This window comes from Candidatus Profftia lariciata (assembly GCF_020541265.1).
Classification (GTDB): Bacteria; Pseudomonadota; Gammaproteobacteria; order Enterobacterales; family Enterobacteriaceae; genus Profftia; species Profftia lariciata.
The window spans coordinates 825,500-844,263 of the sequence record NZ_CP045925.1 but is presented as its reverse complement, the minus strand read 5'-3'; the positions used below and the strand labels follow the sequence as shown (position 1 = coordinate 844,263).

11 protein-coding genes are annotated in these 18,764 nt (G+C 27.1%); 8 read left to right on the top strand and 3 right to left on the bottom strand.

Annotated elements, in window-relative coordinates:
- The first annotated feature begins 7 nt into the window (after positions 1-7).
- Genes rpsD through rplQ form a run of 3 tightly spaced genes read left to right on the top strand, consistent with a single transcriptional unit; the run spans position 8 to position 2,061 of the window.
- The gene (gene rpsD / locus GII40_RS02120) at positions 8-628 is read left to right on the top strand and encodes a 30S ribosomal protein S4 (RefSeq protein WP_226813199.1); all 621 of its coding nucleotides are present in this window, start codon (positions 8-10) and stop codon (positions 626-628) included.
- A gap of 25 nt (positions 629-653) precedes the next feature.
- Positions 654-1,643, top strand: a complete 990-nt coding sequence (locus GII40_RS02115; RefSeq protein WP_226813635.1) for a DNA-directed RNA polymerase subunit alpha — start codon at positions 654-656, stop codon at positions 1,641-1,643.
- A 52-nt stretch (positions 1,644-1,695) separates the two neighbouring features.
- Positions 1,696-2,061, top strand: a complete 366-nt coding sequence (gene rplQ / locus GII40_RS02110) for a 50S ribosomal protein L17 (RefSeq protein ID WP_226813198.1) — start codon at positions 1,696-1,698, stop codon at positions 2,059-2,061.
- Positions 2,062-2,649: 588 nt separating this feature from the next.
- Here the strand turns inward: rplQ and mepM are convergent.
- Together mepM and znuA are read right to left on the bottom strand one after the other, a co-directional pair.
- Entirely contained in the window at positions 2,650-3,969 is a 1,320-nt protein-coding gene (gene mepM / locus GII40_RS02105) for a murein DD-endopeptidase MepM (protein ID WP_226813197.1), read from the bottom strand.
- 12 nt (positions 3,970-3,981) lie between these two features.
- Entirely contained in the window at positions 3,982-4,971 is a 990-nt protein-coding gene (znuA, locus tag GII40_RS02100) for a zinc ABC transporter substrate-binding protein ZnuA (protein ID WP_226813196.1), read from the bottom strand.
- A 647-nt stretch (positions 4,972-5,618) separates the two neighbouring features.
- On the opposite strand from znuA, the gene znuB reads away from it, so the two are divergent.
- The 4 genes from znuB (at position 5,619) to mscM (ending at position 13,198) form a co-directional block, all read left to right on the top strand.
- Entirely contained in the window at positions 5,619-6,404 is a 786-nt protein-coding gene (znuB, locus tag GII40_RS02095; protein WP_226813195.1) for a zinc ABC transporter permease subunit ZnuB, read from the top strand.
- A gap of 700 nt (positions 6,405-7,104) precedes the next feature.
- The gene (dnaC, locus tag GII40_RS02090) at positions 7,105-7,854 is read left to right on the top strand and encodes a replicative helicase loader DnaC (protein ID WP_420885592.1); all 750 of its coding nucleotides are present in this window, start codon (positions 7,105-7,107) and stop codon (positions 7,852-7,854) included.
- Positions 7,855-8,881: 1,027 nt separating this feature from the next.
- The gene (gene asd / locus GII40_RS02085) at positions 8,882-9,757 is read left to right on the top strand and encodes an archaetidylserine decarboxylase (RefSeq protein ID WP_226813194.1); all 876 of its coding nucleotides are present in this window, start codon (positions 8,882-8,884) and stop codon (positions 9,755-9,757) included.
- Positions 9,758-9,913: 156 nt separating this feature from the next.
- Complete coding sequence (gene mscM, locus GII40_RS02080; RefSeq protein ID WP_226813193.1) at positions 9,914-13,198, top strand: miniconductance mechanosensitive channel MscM; 3,285 nt, start codon at positions 9,914-9,916, stop codon at positions 13,196-13,198.
- A 1,820-nt stretch (positions 13,199-15,018) separates the two neighbouring features.
- Here the strand turns inward: mscM and GII40_RS02075 are convergent.
- Entirely contained in the window at positions 15,019-16,575 is a 1,557-nt protein-coding gene (locus GII40_RS02075) for a TerC family protein (protein WP_226813192.1), read from the bottom strand.
- Between the two features lie 910 nt (positions 16,576-17,485).
- Between GII40_RS02075 and GII40_RS02070 the strand changes: the two genes are divergently transcribed.
- A complete protein-coding gene (locus GII40_RS02070; RefSeq protein WP_226813191.1) occupies positions 17,486-18,715 on the top strand; it encodes a phosphopentomutase in 1,230 nt (409 codons plus the stop codon).
- The last annotated feature ends 49 nt before the right edge of the window (positions 18,716-18,764 follow it).

Sequence of the window (18,764 nt, the reverse complement as noted above, 5' to 3'; positions counted from 1 at the left end):
AGAAAAAATGGCAAGATATTTAGGTCCTACACTTAAGCTCATCCGTCGTGAAGGCACAGATTTATTTCTTAAGTCTGGTGTTCGTGCTATTGATAGTAAATGTAAACTTGAGAAAGCACCTGGACAGCACGGTGCACGCAAGCCTCGCCTGTCTGATTACGGTGTTCAATTACGTGAAAAACAAAAAGTGCGTCGTATGTATGGCGTTTTAGAACGTCAATTTCATAATTATTATAAAAAAGCAGCACGTTTAAAAGGCAATACTGGTGCAAAACTATTGCAATTGTTGGAACGGCGTCTAGATAATGTAGTTTACCGCATGGGATTTGGTACTACTCGTGCAGAAGCACGTCAATTGGTCAGCCATAAAGCTATTATAGTTAATAATCGTGTTGTTAACATTCCTTCTTATCAAGTCACTCCCAGTGATATAATCAGTGTACGTGAAACAGCTAAAAAACAATCTCGTGTAAAAGCTGCATTAGAATTGATTGAACAACGTCAAAATATAACTTGGATCGAAGTTAACATTGCTAAAATGGAAGGTATATTTAAAAATAATCCTGAACGTTCTGATTTATCTGCAGATATTGATGAACACCTTATTGTTGAGCTTTATTCTAAGTAAAATGAAGTACCAGAGAGAGGATATCATGCAGTCTTCTGTAACAGATTTTCTAAAACCGCGCTTAGTAGATATTGAACAAATAAGCGCAACACACGCTAGGGTTACCCTTGAGCCATTAGAACGTGGTTTTGGTCATACTCTTGGTAATGCACTACGTCGTATTCTGCTTTCATCTATGCCTGGTTGTGCGGTCACCGAGGTTGAGATTGATGGTGTATTACATGAGTATAGCACTAAAGAAGGTGTACAAGAGGATATTTTAGAAATACTACTAAATTTAAAAGGATTGGCAGTAAAAATTCAAGATAAAGATGAAGTAATTTTAAATCTTAATAAATCTGGTATTTGTGTTGTAACTGCTGCTGATATTAGCCATGATAATAATATTGATATAATTAATCCTAATTATGTTATTTGTCATCTGACTGATAAAAATGCATCAATTAATATGCGTATTAAAATTCAGCGTGGTCGTGGATATGTACCAGCTTCTTCTCGAATAAATATAGAAGAAAATGAAAGAATTATTGGTCGTTTATTAGTAGATGCTTGTTACAGTCCTGTAGAACGTATTGTTTATAATGTTGAAGCTGCTCGTGTTGCACAACGTACTGATTTAGATAAACTAGTTATAGAGATGGAAACTAATGGTACTATTGATCCCGAAGAATCAATTCGTCGTGCTGCAACTATTTTAGCTGAACAACTTGAAGCTTTTATTGATTTGCGTGATATTCATCAACCTGAAGTAAAAGAAGAAAAACCAGAATTTGATCCCATCTTGTTGCGTTCAGTCGATGATCTAGAATTAACTGTACGTTCTGCTAATTGCTTAAAAGCAGAAGCTATTCATTACATTGGAGATTTAGTGCAACGTACAGAAATTGAGTTACTAAAAACACCTAATTTGGGCAAAAAATCTCTTACTGAGATTAAAGATATATTAGCTTTACGCAGCTTATCTTTAGGTATGCGCCTAGAAAACTGGCCACCAGCTAGCATTACTGATGAGTAGCTAATTTGATAAGACACATTTAAGGATTTTATACTACAAAAGGATAAATATTATGCGTCATTGTAAGAGCGGGCGTAAATTAAATCGTAATAGTAGCCATCGTCAAGCTATGTTTCGCAATATGGTTAATTCTTTGGTTCATAATGAAATTATAAAAACAACTCTACCAAAAGCTAAAGAACTACGTAGTGTTTTTGAGCCTTTAATTACTTTAGCAAAAATTGATAATGTTGCTAATAGGAGGTTAGCATTTGCTAGTATTCGCAATAATATATTAGTAGCAAAAATATTTAATGAGATAGGACCACGCTTTATCAAACGTTCTGGTGGATATACTCGTATTCTTAAATGTGGATATCGCTCAGGAGATAATGCACCAATGGCTTATATTGAACTTCTTGATCGCGTTATTATATAGTTTTACAGAAATAAGTAATCTGTACATACATACAAAAAAATTAATATTTTAAGTATTCTAAAATGTACTATATATCATTGTTAATAAGTTACATTTAAATATTAGAAAATAATTTTAATTTATATTATTGTTAATATAAATTTTATAATGTATTATAACAATCTATGCTAATTGTATTGCAATGATATTTAAAATTAACAAATTTCATTAAATTTGTTATGAGTAAAATAGATCGTGCCTAATATTTCTTATAATACTACATTTAAGTAAGATATATTTGGTACGTTAAATTTAAAATATACATTTCATTGATTCAAATAAAATAATGCTAATTTTTTAAAAAATTAGCATTATTTTATAATAATTTTCTGCATATATATTATATTTTTTATAAAAATAATAAATTATATCAATAATATAAACATATATTCATATATTATTTTTTAATATAAAATTAGTGTAACTAAAAATTAAAATAAAACAATAAATAACATCATTATCATACATAATAATAAATACATATTGTGCATAAAAATCATTTAATAAAATATTACATTATTAAGATTATATAATTAAATAATATAATTTTTAATTTTTAAGTTGTAGAATAATATGACCTACAAGATCTAAATATTCTTGACGATTTTTACCTAATAATTTATCGGTACGTGGTAATTGTACCGTTAAAGGATTAATTGCTTGATTATTTAACCAGAATTCGTAATGCAAATGTGGTCCTGTAGAACGACCAGTATTACCAGATAATGCGATACGTTCTCCGCGTTTTACTTGTTGTCCTGGTTTTACAAGAATTTTATTAAGATGCATAAAACGTGTTGTATACCGACAACTGTGGCGAATAACTATATAATTACCTGCTGCTCCTCCATTTTTTGCGACTACAACTTTACCGTCTCCTATTGCAAATATAGGTGTTCCTACTGGCATAGCAAAATCAACACCACGATGTGGAGCTATATGTCCAGTAATAGGGTGAATACGACGTGGGTTAAAATTAGATGAAATTCGAAATTTTTTTATTGTAGGAAAACGCATAAATCTTTTTACTAAACCACTACCTTGAAGATCATAAAATTTACCATCTTCGGCACGTACTGCGTAATAATCTTTTCCATTAGTATGCATTCTTACACCCAATAATTGACTCTGTTTGCTATAACTATTAAGTTCTTTACGAGCGATTAGAACTGCAAATTGATCACCTTTCTGTAATTTACGAAAATCCATTTGCCATTGTAAGACTTTAATAATCATATTAACTTCGGTAAGAGTCAGTCCTGCATTACGAGCACTATTTACAAAACTACCATTTAGTGATCCAGTAATAATTTTATTGTTTTCATTTCCTTGCTGAGATTTTATAAATTCTTTAAATCTGCCGTTAATAAGACTATAAGTACGAGTTTCGCAACGATTTAATTTCCAAAATAACTGTTGTAATTCACCAATATGATTAACATCACAGGAAATAGTTTGACCTATTTTTAGATTACTTAATATTGGATATTGTTTAATTAGCTTAAATATTTCTGATTTATCAATACCAAAATTAGTTAAAATATTACTAAGATTATCTCCCATAGTAATAAGATAATCATAAGTTTTGTAATTATTCTCTGGTTTATCATCTAATTCGTCAGTAGAAATTTCATCGTCTGTTATAAGTGTATCTAATGGTTCACTTGCTTCAGGCGTAAGAATCTGTGATTTCTTATGATCTATATGAATTATTTCAGTAACTTTATTATTGATACTATTATGTTGGTAAACTAATGGTCGTCCAATAGATATAGCTAGTGTAATAATAGTTAGTGAGCCTAGCATCACCCTATGTAATCTAGGTAAGTTATTATATGCTAGAGTGATAGATCTAGCTATCTGCTGCACTAGTATGTCCTCTTAATCTCTGTTCAGGCAGCTTAAATATTGTTGTGATAGCTGAGTTAAAAACTTGTTGTAACTATCAGCACCTAATGCAATAGAACTTCCTAGGGGATCTAAAGTTCCTTCACGTATTTTAGTCCCTTGTACTATTGCAGAAATTACTGCTGGTCTGAACTGTGGTTCAGTAAAAATAACTTTTGGTTGCGCTAATTGTGTTCGAATTTTATGTAAATGATATGCACCAGGCTGAATTTCAGGATTTATAGTGAGATAACCTAAAGGAGTTAAACCGAAATATTTTTCAAAGTAACTATAAGCATCATGAAAAACAAAATAACCTTTACCATGTATAGGTTTGAGCATTAAAAAAATATTTTTTTGTGTCTGCTGTAATGTTTCCTCGAATCTACGTAGATTGATATCTAGCCTATTTTTATTTTTTGGATATTGTAATAATAACTTAGAATGAATAGCAATAGCAATACTTTTTGCAATAATTGGGGATAACCAAATATGAAAATTATATTGACTATAATGATGATGAATATATTTTTCTAAAATAGTATGAGTAGTTATTGCAATATTGCTTCTATTATTATGTTGCTGTGGACTTTGTTTTATTTTTAATAACTTAATATTATCATTGTTATTACCTGGAATCAGAAGATTATGAATAGTTGGCACATTAGCTAAAATAAGGTTATTATGACTATCTATTTGTTGGGTTAATTTTGTTAAAAATACTTCCATTTCTGGGCTTATCCATATCACTAAATCTGCTTGATGTAAACGTTGAATATCAGATGGCTTTAGTGCATAATTATGTGGAGAAGCACCATTAGGTAGCAAAACATGCGTTTGTGTTATACCATCTGCAATTGCTGACGCAATAAATCCTAAAGGACGTATAGAGGTTAACAGATCTGCTTTAACATAATTTATGCTTACTATTATAATTAATACAATAATAAGATTACGCTTAAACCATTTTGTTTTTTGTATCATATTATATTATTTTTTGTTAGTTGCAGTATATTATTATATTATATATAGTGTGTATGCAAAAAAAATAAAATAAATATCAAAATATATCTTATATCTTTAAGATGATATTAAAATTAAATTTTCTTGAAATTGTAAATTCTATTTGTATCATAACTTAATATTTTAGAATTTTTATTAAAATGTTTAAATGAAGTAGTATCATTGTTAGTGTATACGACTATATATCTAATAAAATAATCTTAAATCAAAATTTTAATTATTATCTATAATAATATACCTAAAATATTTAAGTGTTTTATATATTTTAGCATTGTCCTACAAACGTAATATATTATAGCCTTATGAAGAATATTTTTTGCTGAATTGAAGCATATGATATCAATTTTTCTTAGAAAAGAGATAATTTTGTTTGTAATAAAAATTATTATCGTATAGTGTCTTTATTATAAAAGTACTGTAAAAATATAATTATTTCTATAATTCTTATTAGCATATTTTTAAGTTATAATTTATGTATTTATAAATGTATAGCTATTTTAATTTTATATTGTTAAAATATTAGAAATATAATAATTATCATTACTTAACATCACACTACTCTACAGGTAATATATGATATCATTAGCAGGGAAGAGAACATAACCGTAATGATTGATTTACTTCTTCCTAGTTGGATTGCAGGCACATTACTCGCATTAACGGCAGGACCTCTAGGATCATTTATAATATGGCGTCGAATGTCTTATTTTGGAGATACTCTAGCGCATGTCTCATTACTTGGCGTAGCATTTGGTTTACTCCTTAATATAAATCTTTTTTTTGCTGTTATTATAGTAATCCTGCCTCTTGCTATTTGTTTAGTATGGCTCGAACGTCGTCCAACTATTAGTTTTGATACTTTATTAGGTATAATGGCGCATAGTACTCTTTCATTAGGACTAGTTATAATAGCGTTAATGTCTAATATACGTATAGATTTAATGGCTTATTTATTTGGTGACTTACTATCGGTAACTTATCAAGATATTAAAATAATTGCTATTGGCGTTATTTTTGTTTTAAGTATTTTATTATGGCAATGGCGTTCTTTACTTTCAGTAACTATTAATTCAGAATTAGCTCATGTAGATGGTATTAATATTGAACGTATTCAAATGATATTAATGTTAGCGACAGCTTTAACAATTGGATTAGCAATGAAATTTGTTGGTGCGTTAATTATTACATCTTTATTAATTATCCCTGCAGCTACTGCTCGTTGTGTATCTAGTACACCAGAGCAAATGGCAGGAATAGCTGTTATTATTGGTATTATAGCAGTTAGTGGAGGCCTTATATTTTCTGCGTTTTATGATATACCTGCTGGTCCTGCTGTTGTTTTATGCGCAACTTCTATATTTATTCTCAGTTTAAATAAGAAACAAAATATTTAATATATTGAATTATTTTTTAAACAATTTAATACATCTAGTTTTAATTTAAAATTTTATAAATTAATATGTTCTCATGATATTCAAATTATTTATATATATTTATTAAATATTTTTTATCTACTAGATTCATTATTTATGATAAATTATTATTAAATGCGTTAAAGTATTCAAATATTATTGAATAATTGTATTTTTTAATCAATAAGAAATTGTATTATTACATTGTACAAATCTAATAGATATTAGTATTATTATATTTAGTATTCGATATAATAAATCATAATTTTACTATTTATATGTTAAAAAGTATTATTTTTCAAATTTTCCTTATTAAACTTATCATATGTTTTGTATACAATATTTTATTATATTGAAAGATATAAGGTATTCATATTTAATAAAAAAATAAAATTTACAATTAATTTATTATTTTTTATAATCATATACAATTAATTCAGCATGATATAATTATATTATATCTATATTACATAATAATTATATGTTATAAAGTATATTATATAATAAATATTTTTAATAATAAATCAATATTCAATATATTATTCAAGATTTGTTATTTAATTAATATTAAATGAATACAAAAAATAAATAATAAACATAATTATATATCAATAATTATTGAATACATTATTTTATAATGATAGATAATAATACTATTATATACTAAATTTTTTAGAGATACATGATGAAAGATCTCACGAATATAAAATTAATACAGAAATTAAAAAATATGATACCTATGCATATTACACCTAAATTTACTAATGCTGAAGAATGGCGTATTTGGCAGGAAGAAGAAGGTCGTAAATGCTCAAAAGCTATTTCGCGCGATAATCAAGCTATGAAAATTCAACGTATTTTTAAGTGCTCCGGTATTCGCCCGTTACATATGAATTGCTCATTTGATAATTATCAAGTAGAATGTAGAGGTCAACAAATAGCATTAGAACGTGCTCGTCAGTATGCAGCAGAATTTAATAGCAATATTGCTAGTTTTATTTTTTCTGGTAAACCAGGTACAGGTAAAAACCATTTAGCAGTAGCTATTAGTAATGATTTAATTTTATGTAATAAATCAGTTCTTATTATTACAGTAGCTGATTTAATGTCTAGTATAAAGAAAACTTTTAACGGCAATAGTAACACTACAGAAGATTCTTTATTAAACAATTTTAGCGCAGTAGATTTACTGGTGATTGATGAAATTGGTGTACAAATTGAATCACGTTATGAAAAAGTAATTATTAATCAAATAGTTGATAGACGTTCGTCATCAAAACGTCCTACGGGCATGCTTTCGAATTTAAATGTTCATAATATGAATACTTTATTAGGAGAGCGTGTTATGGATCGTATGAGTTTAGGGAATAGTTTATGGGTTAATTTTAATTGGGCAAGTTATCGCAGTAGGGTTATTGGTAATGAATATTAAGATACAAATTATAGATCAGTACAATTGATAGATGCATAGTTATAATTTTAATAAAAATATACGTCCATACATAGACTAAAATTATTATTTATTTTTATAATACTTTAAATATTAATTACTTAATTAAATAATTAAAATTCAGTAATGCACACAGTACATTATAATTAATTCTAAAATATATGCCTACTAATAAATAATAATTTTTTTAATAAAATTACGTAATTTGTAAAAAATTTTTATTTTTATAGTTATTCCATAGTATTATTAAATAATTAACTTTTATATGATAAAAAATTATTATTTATAATATATAATTTATATATTATAAATAATAATTTTTTAGGGATAATAAATACACCTTTAAGACATTAATTATTAATTAATAATATTATATATTTTCCATTTTTAACTATTCTACGTAAGAAAAGTATTATAACAACTAAGTATTATAAATTTTATATATAAAATTATTGATAATATTATATATTATTATATACTTAATATCAGTAAGTTTATATTTATTAATATAAATGTTATTTATTATTCTAAATAATACAATTATCAATTTATATGTTGATATATATTTTCAAAAACTTTAAAATAACATAATAAATTAATATTTTATAAATATTGATAAAGTTAATTAATACTATTATATTATTAGTATAGGATAGATATAGTAATGATTGTAGATTGTAAGAATAATTATATAAACAATCTGAATTGTAAAAAATCTCAATTTATTTTGATATAAAATACTACTACTTTAAAATCAATATAAAATAAAACAAAAGAGAGTTATTCATTAATTTCATAAAGCACAAACTATTTACAATATTATACTAAAATAATTTTTATTATATATATTAGTAAAACATTAATCTATGAATTAATTACTATAACATATCATAATCTGACTTACTAATAACATGTTATTGATAAAAAATAATAGTTTTTAAGAATATATTAATTTATATAATAAATAATTATCATATCTGAATGTAAACCTATTAGAAGAGGTTAAAAAGTGCTAGATAGCATTAAAATTAAATTACAATATTTATTGCCTAAACAATGTATAACTCGTCTTATTGGTTGGGGAGCTGATCAACAAGCTGGGTGGATGACTCATATGGCAATAAAAGCTTTTATTAGGTATTACAAAATCAACATGAAAGAAGCTCTTTATTCACAACCTGAACATTATAAGACTTTTAATGATTTCTTTGTTCGTCCGCTACGTAATGGTATGCGTCCTATTACTGATTATGTTGATGGTTTAGTATTACCTGTTGATGGTACAATAAGTCAATTAGGTAATATTGAACAAGATAAAATCTTACAGGCTAAAGGTTATTACTATACACTTGAAGCACTTTTAGCCGGCAACTATCTACTAGCAGAAGAATTTAAAAATGGTCAGTTTGCTACTATTTATTTATCACCTAGTAACTGTCATCGTGTTCATATGCCATGTAATGGCACGCTCCGCGAAATGATATATGTTCCTGGAGATCTTTTTTCTGTCAATTCACTTATGACTATGAATGTATCTAATATTTTTGCTCGTAACGAACGTTTAATTTGTATTTTTGATACTTATTTTGGCCCAATAGCACAGATTTTAATTGGTGCTACTATTGTTGGTAGTATTGAAACTGTCTGGTCAGGTACTGTTAATAGTACCCGTGAAGGCATTATTCAGCGCTGGACTTATCCAGCTACGGGAGAAGGTGCTGTTATTCTAAAAAAAGGCGAAGATATGGGTCGTTTTAAATTAGGTTCTACAGTGATTAATTTATTTTCTGCAAATCGTATTGAGTTTACTCCAAAATTAATTAGCGGATTTAAAACTATTATAGGTGAAGAATTTGCTTACAAAATAAAGATAGTTCCCGATTAATTGACATTAACATTAAAGAAATCTTAATATTAGAGTACTTTTTGATTAACTTTAAAAGTTTTATTAGCAAATTTACTAAATTATTAGCATTTATTTTCTTTAATCATCTATTTATAAATAAAATAAATGACAAATTGCTAAAAGAAAGGAATATCTATGTGCCTGATTACCAAATTATTGATAACCGGGCTTTTAATATTTTCAATTTTATTTAATGTTTACGGTACGCCAAATGAACAGCAGCTTATTCAAGAATTGAAACAAATTCAATCTAATAAAAATATTCCTAATAAATATGAAATCATTGAAGTACTTGAAAGTACTCTTAATTGGCTAAATCAAAGTCAAGAGTCAGCTCAACGTATTCAACAATATCAAAAAATTATAAAAGATTTTCCAACACTTACACGTGAACTTCGTCAACAATTACATCATGAGGACATATCTCCACCATTGACATCTATCATACCAGTTAGTGCGTATGAACAGCATATATTACAGATTAGCAGTCAATTACTAGAAATTTCTCGTCAATTGCAGCAAGAGTTAGATCATTCGCGTGAAATTAGTGATTCATTGAGTCAGATTCCACAAAAACAAGCTACTTTCCGTAAAAATCTTACCGAGGCTGAGCATCGTTTAAGTAACGTATTAGTTACTAGTACTTTACTGTCACAAGCACAATACAATCAATTACAAGCTGAAGTTATTGCACGTAAATCGTTAGTAGATGAATTAGAAATTGAACAACTTTCAGCTGATAATCGTCAAGAACTAGTACGCTTACAGATTGATATTTTACGTAAACGACATCAATGGTTAGAACTGCAACTAAAAAATTTACGTAATATTCTTAATTCACAAAGACAACATGAAACTGAACAGGCGTTAGTACGTACCAAAAAACTTGTAGAACAAATAGGAGATTTACCGCTATCTATTATAGAGCAACTACAAATAAACCAAGAACTTTCACAAACATTAAATCAACAATCTGTTCGTATGGATAGTATTGCTAATCAACAGCGTCTTACTGAAACAAAGACTCTCCAAGTATGTAGGGTACTTAATACTATTCGAGAGCAAGCTCAATGGTTAGATGGGACTGCTGTATTAAGAGAAACCATGAGGTCACAAGTAGCTAGACTCCCTGATATTCCAAATCCTCAGCAACTTGATGGTGATATGGCAAAATTAAGAGTACAACGCTTATATTTTGAAAATTTACTTAATAAAATAGAAACAATATCTAACTATAAACAAAATGATGGTAGTTCATTAACTATTACACAGCAAAATGTGCTACAGCCTCACCTTAATACTCAGCGTAAACTATTAAATGCATTACTATCTGGCTGCGATGCGCAAATCCTAGAACTTACTAAACTAAAAATTGCCAATACACAGCTTATAGACGCTTTTATAGAACTAAAAGATGTAACTCATCGTTATTTGTTCTGGACAGCCGATGTAGATCCTATTTCCTTAGCTACGCCATTAGACGTCATTGAGAGTTTACATCGTCTATTATCTTTTGATACATTATCTCAATTAAGTAAAGCTTTTTTAATGATGCTAACATCAAAAGAAACACTATTACTATTGTCTGGAGCATTAATATTAGTTGGTTGCAGTATCTATTCGCGTAGTTATTATCAAGCATTTATGGAACGAGCTAGCAGTAAAGTAGGCAAAGTTACTCAGGATCATATTTCACTTACTTTACGTACAGTTTTTTGGTCTATATTAGTAGCACTACCATTGTTAATTTTATGGGCTGCTTTAGGTTATGGTTTACGCAATACATGGCCATATTCAATATCTGTTGCAATAGGATATGGTGTAACAGCTGCGCTACCGGTATTATGGGCGTTTATGATTAGCGCAGCATTTGCACAGTCAAATGGTTTGTTTATTGCTCATTTTCGTTGGGCAGAATATAAAGTTAAACGAGCTATGAGCTACTATCGTATGTCTATTTGGCTGATAGTACCTCTATTAATGGCATTAGTTACATTTGATAATATGGACAATCGTTTTTTTAATGGATCTTTAGGAAGATTTTGCTTTATAATGCTCTGTGTAGCTCTTAGTTTATTGACTGCTAGTCTAAAAAGAGCAGGAATTTCATTATACCTAAATAAACATGGTGATGGTGAAAATCTTACAAATCATGTGTTATGGTGGATTTTATTATGCGCACCATTAATTGCTGCTTTTTCTTCTTTGTTTGGGTATTTAAATACGGCTAAAGTGCTATTAGCTCGTTTAGAAAGTTCAGTTGCAATATGGTTTATATTACTAGTTGTATACTATATTATTCGTCGTTGGATGTTAATTCAAAGACGTCGTATTGCTTTTGAGCGTGCTAAACAACGCCGAGCAGAACGTCTTGAAAAAAGAAATAAGAGTGAAGACGATTCTATTTTATATAACATTGAAGGTAGCCAAGATATTGAAGAACCTGTTGTAGATCTAGACACTATTAGCGCTCAATCTTTACGTTTAGTACGTTCTATTCTAACTATGGTAGCTTTAGTTTCACTAATTTGGCTGTGGTCTGAATTACATTCTGCTTTTGCATTTTTAGAAAATATTCGTTTATGGGATGTGACATCTTCAGCAAAAGGAGTGGTAACTTTGCAACCTATTACTTTAGGTGCAGTATTAATTGCAATATTAGTAATGATTGTTACCGTACAGTTAGTTAAAAATATGCCTGCATTATTAGAGCTTGGTTTATTACAACATCTTGATTTAACCCCAGGAACAGGATATGCTATTACTAGTATTACAAAGTATCTATTATTGCTATTTGGTGGTTTGATTAGTTTCTCAATGTTAGGCATAGAGTGGGCTAAATTACAATGGTTGATAGCGGCTCTTACCCTTGGTTTAGGATTTGGTTTGCAGGAAATAGTAGCTAACTTTGTTTCTGGTTTAATAATTTTATTTGAGAAGCCAATACGCATTGGTGATACTGTTACAATTCGCGATCTTACCGGATCTGTTACCAAAATTAATACTCGTGCTACAACAATTTCTGATTGGGATAGGAAAGAAATTATAGTGCCTAATAAAGCTTTTATTACTGAGCAATTTATTAACTGGTCTTTAAGTGATGCTGTCACTCGTGTCGTGCTTACTATACCAGCAGATACTCAAGCTAATAGTCAAGAAGTAACTAATATTTTGCTAGAAGCAGCATCTCAATGTTCTTTAGTACTTGAAACACCAGCACCAGAAGCTTATCTAGTAAATATACAGCAAGGTATTCAAATTTTTGAATTGCGTATTTATGCAGCTGAGATGGCACATCGTATGCCATTACGCCATCAAATTCATCAACTAATTCTTTATGGATTCCAACAACATAATCTACGCTTACCTTTTCCACCATTACAAATGAATATAAATTATTTATGGAAATCAAAAAATTAATCTAGTGGAATAAAAAAGATTGTAGCTCTATTTATGATAGTTTTAAAATAAATAACCTTAGCAAATAATTTTTATGTTAGATATCGTATTTATCTAGAATATTGTTATTAGTATTATATAACTGTATTTTATTAATTTTTACTATTATTCTAGATTCTATCTGTATATATATTTTTATGCATTTATACTATTAATATTTTTAATAAATCTTAATAGATTGCATTAGGAATAATATATTCACAAGTAAGCATTGAATAATTACTATTTAATAGTATGCTTATTGATAATAAGCATGTATTATTTAATTACATTTTAATATGTAACATAAATATTATTTATTTTAATAAATTAACATATTTTATATGTATAGTAATATAATTAATGATTAATTTTATGTATAAAAATTGTATTATTTTATTTTTTAAGGTTATAACAGATTATTCTTCTTATTGATAAAAGTAGATAATATGTAATCTTATTTAAATTAGTTTAATATTTATAGTATTTATATATATTTTTTATAAAAATTAATATTATATATTATAATCAAGTAAAATATGAAGTTAATAAAATCATAAAAATATACTTTTAAGTATTAACAGTATATAATACATATAAAATATATTAAACAATTAGATTATTATATTATTAATTTAGCTCTTTTAATATGATTAAATGTATAATATATTATTAATATTTAATATATTTCTATATATTATTAAATTAAGTCAAGCAATAAAATATTATTTTTAATAAAGTCCATTTATTAATATAAATGTTTTATTCTTTAACATTAATTATACTATATATATAGTAATATTTTATAAATAAAATATTAATAGTATAAAAAATTATTTTATATAAATAAAAAACTTATTAATTATTTAATAAAATATTGCTATAATTAATGTATATTATATATATAATGTTCTATGATACAAGAAAACATATTACATACATATTATATAATACTTATAAGTAAGCGTTAGTATATTTTATCAAAAAAACAAATAATTATATAAACGATAAATAATATTTTAGTCTATTTATTTTGTTAAAGATAATAACCATATATTTAAAATATACATATTTAATATGTAATGTTGTAATATTAATTACTAACTAATATTAGTTTATTTATCTTAAAAAGATATTTTTTAAGTGCTTTTGTTAATCAAATAAATATATAATTATCTTAAAGAAGATAATTTACATAAAAAATAAATATTTTACTTATTTTATTCATAGAGAAATCATTAATTTATTATAAATATTTAATATTTTATTTTATTATTAATTAGTAACATTAAGATGATAACTAAAATATTAAATAATATTTATTGCTTTATAGTTTACATGTACATATATTAATTATATATAGTAAATATATATTATTATATAAATCTATAATTTAAAATAAATTATTTTTTCTATTGTATAACTGTATTATATACAATTACATTTAAATTGAAAAATAAATATTTAAAATATACTATCTTTTATTAAATTTTTTATACTGATAAATAAAAGATAATACAAATAATTGTTATTTATTAAATACAGTTTATAACTTAACGATTTATACTTATTTATATATTATTATTTTTAAACCAACATAGAATCATCAATTAGTTGATACGTTTTAAATTCTTTCATCATACAATAATTAATAGCATTGATTATCTAAAAACTTTTCTTACTATAAGTATTTAATAATAATTATTGATTATTAGAGTATTGAATTTAGAAAAAATTTATTAAAATTTTATTTTTCTATGGATATAATATATAATAATATATATTATATTAAGTAATAGTACTTATATCGGTGTAATTTTTATTTTAAGAATTCTATGACTAATAATCTCTAGTGGTTCAAAAATATAATCACCAATTTTAATCTGCTCACCTACATTAGGCATTCTCTGCAAGTACTCCATTAGTAAACCAGCTAAAGTGTAATATGCTCGTTTATTATCAATTTGTAATGGTATATAAATAATTAAATCTTCGAGTGGTATATAACCATTAGCTATCCATGTATTATCTTCGTTTTGTCGTATATCGTGTCGTGGATCAATATCTTCATCTGCAACAGGAAGATTACCAGCAATAGTTTCCATGACGTCTGTTAATGTTACAACTCCTTCAACAGAGCCAAATTCATCAACTACAAAAGCAAAATGAGTTTTTGCTTGACGAAACTGTTCAAGTGCCATTAATAAAGAAACTCCTTCTGGAAATATTAAGGGTTGTTTAACTAATGATCTAAGTTCGACATGTTTGCCTTGTAGTTGTTGTTTTAGTAAATCAATAACATGAATAATACCAAGAGGTTCATCAACAGTTTTATCATCAGTGACAATAATACGTGTATGCATATTTTTTTGTAATCTTGCATCTACTTTGTTTTTTGGATCACTAAGATCTAGTTGTTCAATATCATGACGTGAAGTCATGATACTACTTACTGTGCGTTGGGCCATTCCTAGTACACGCGCAATCATCATACGTTCTTGAGGAATAAATAAATCATCTTCACCACGGTTATCAGCAATTAAGTTAGAAGTATTAGAGTCCAGTTGTGCTTCTTCATGTGTACCGCTAAGTAATCGTAATACAGCTTCTGCAGTACGCTCTCGTAATGTACGAGAAGAAGATAAAAAACGACGACGATTATATTGTGATAAATGATTTAATATTTCAATAATTACTGAAAAACCTATAGCAGCGTATAAATAACTTTTAGGAATAAAATAATGAAAACCTTCAGCTACTAAGCTAAAACCAATCATTAATAAAAAACTAAGGCAAAGAATAATAATAGTTATGTGTGCATTAACAAAATTAGTTAATGGTTTACTAGCAAATAGCATTAGAATAATAGCGATACAGACAGCAACCATCATTACTATAAGATGTTCAACTAGACCTACTGCAGTAATAACAGAATCAAGCGAAAATACAGCATCTAATACAACTATTTGAATGACAACGGGCCAAAATTTTGCGCCCTTATGCTGATTATTAGTTTGGTGATCTTTACCTTCTAGTTGATGATTAAGCTCAACAGTTGCTTTAAATATTAAAAATAATCCACTGATAAGCATAATTAAATCACGAGTACTAAAAACATGTCCAATAATTTTCATTATAGGACTTGTTAAAGTTTCTAGCCAAGAAATAGACGCTAGTAGAATTAGGCGCATGACTAACGCAAGTAAGAGACCTACAGTACGCGCTTTATCGCGCTGTTGACTTTGTAGTTTTTCGGCTAAAATCACGATAAATACAAGATTATCAATACCTAAAACAATCTCAAGAATAACAAGTGTTGCAAGTCCTGCCCAAATAGTTGGATCTACGATCCATTCCATATGTTTTGTTATACCTTTTCAAGTTATTAAAGTTTTCTCAGGAATGATCTATAGTTAAATTTACTAAATTAACGTGTAAGAATACAGTGATCATTTATTAAATAAAATCTCTAATTTAGGTTACTTTAAATATTATAAATAATCACTTAGAATAATAGCAATATTATACAGTAAATAATGTTTACTATTATTAATAATAATATCACTCGATTATATTCATATGTTGATTATTTATTAATTAAAATAAATAGTAGATCATTCCTATATTTTTAATATCTGTTTACAATAGATTAAATTTATATACATTACTCATATTTAGCTTTATCAATTGTTATTAATATTTTAATATTCTGTAATGCAATATATGTTTATGCTTTCTATTTTTAATAATGGCGATAAACTATAGTAGTTTAATGACATTTTATTAAAAATTAATATCTATTTATCTAAATAGTTGCTTGAAGAGAACTTAATAGATAGGATATTATTAATATAATGCATATATTATGAATTATTGAATAATAAAATTAAGTATCATGCTTGTGATAGTTATGAATTTAGTTTGAAATTTATTATGCAGTAAATATAATACTAGTATACGCTATATTTAAAATAATATGTATATGATCTATATTGAATCAACTAACAAATTATTCATTATGCATTCTTCTAGCATAACAACCAAACTTCACTATGAAGTATTAATTTGCATGTTTATGCACATAACTAATAGTCTATGCAGTACAAATTATTTATGATATTTTGTTTGTAACAACATTTGTATGTTACTATAAAATATATATTTTATAGTAATAAAATTTAAAAGACAAATGCTAACCTAATAACTCAAAGAGTCAATAAGATGCATTGATTATTGAATAATATAGTGTTAACTTTTCAGGAGAGTAACATGAAACGTATAATTATAATTGTACTAGACTCATTTGGTATTGGTGCTAGTAAAGATGCTAAATTATTTGGTGATGTTGGTGCTGATACTTTAGGTCATATTGCTGATGTCTGTGCGCGTGGTTTAGCTAATATTGGTCGTAAAGGACCATTAACATTGCCTAATTTAAGCAGGTTAGGATTAGGTAAGGCAGCGGAAGAATCTACTGGTAGTTTCCCTCCAGGTTTAGATAAAAATGCTAAAATAATAGGTGCTTATGGTTATGCTAGCGCAATTTCTTCTGGTAAAGATACTCCTTCTGGACATTGGGAGATAGCTGGTGTTCCAGTATTATTTAATTGGGATTATTTTCCTAAACATAAAAATAGCTTTCCACAGAAATTACTAGATACTATAGTACAAAAAGGAAAATTACCTGGTTATTTGGGTAATTGTCATTCTTCAGGTACTCTTATTTTAGAAAAATTAGGTGAAGAACATATAAAAACAGGCAAACCTATTTTTTATACCTCTGCAGACTCAGTATTCCAAATTGCTTGTCATGAAGCAACGTTTACATTAGATCGTTTGTATAAACTTTGTCTCATTACACGAGAAGAACTTAGTAAAAGTAATTATAATATTGGACGGGTTATTGCACGCCCATTTATTGGCAATAAACCGAAAGAATTTAAGCGTACTGGTAATAGGCATGACTTAGCAGTTGAACCACCAGCGCCTACTATATTAAAAAAACTAATTGATGAAAAACATGGTCAAGTAATCTCTATTGGTAAAATTGCTGATATCTACGCACATATTGGCATTACTAAAGAAGTAAAAGCAACTGGTATTAATGCATTATTTGATGCGACACTATTAGAAATGAAACAAGCTAGTGATAATACTATTATATTTACTAATTTTGTAGATTTTGATTCTTCATATGGTCATCGCCGAGATGTCGCTGGTTATGCTCGTGCACTAGAGACATTTGACCGTCGTCAACCTGAAATGTTGCAATTAGTAAAAGATAATGATATAATTATATTTACTGCTGATCACGGCTGTGACCCAACATGGGTAGGTTCTGATCATACACGCGAAAACATTCCAATATTAGTATATGGACCCACTATACGACCAGGTTCACTAGGTTATCGCAATACTTTTGCTGATATCGGTCAAACAATAGCTAACTATTTTGGCTTATCACCAATGGACTATGGTCAATCAATGATAGAATTTTAACATTTTACTAATAATTCATATTAATACGTAAAATAATAGTTTTTTAAAA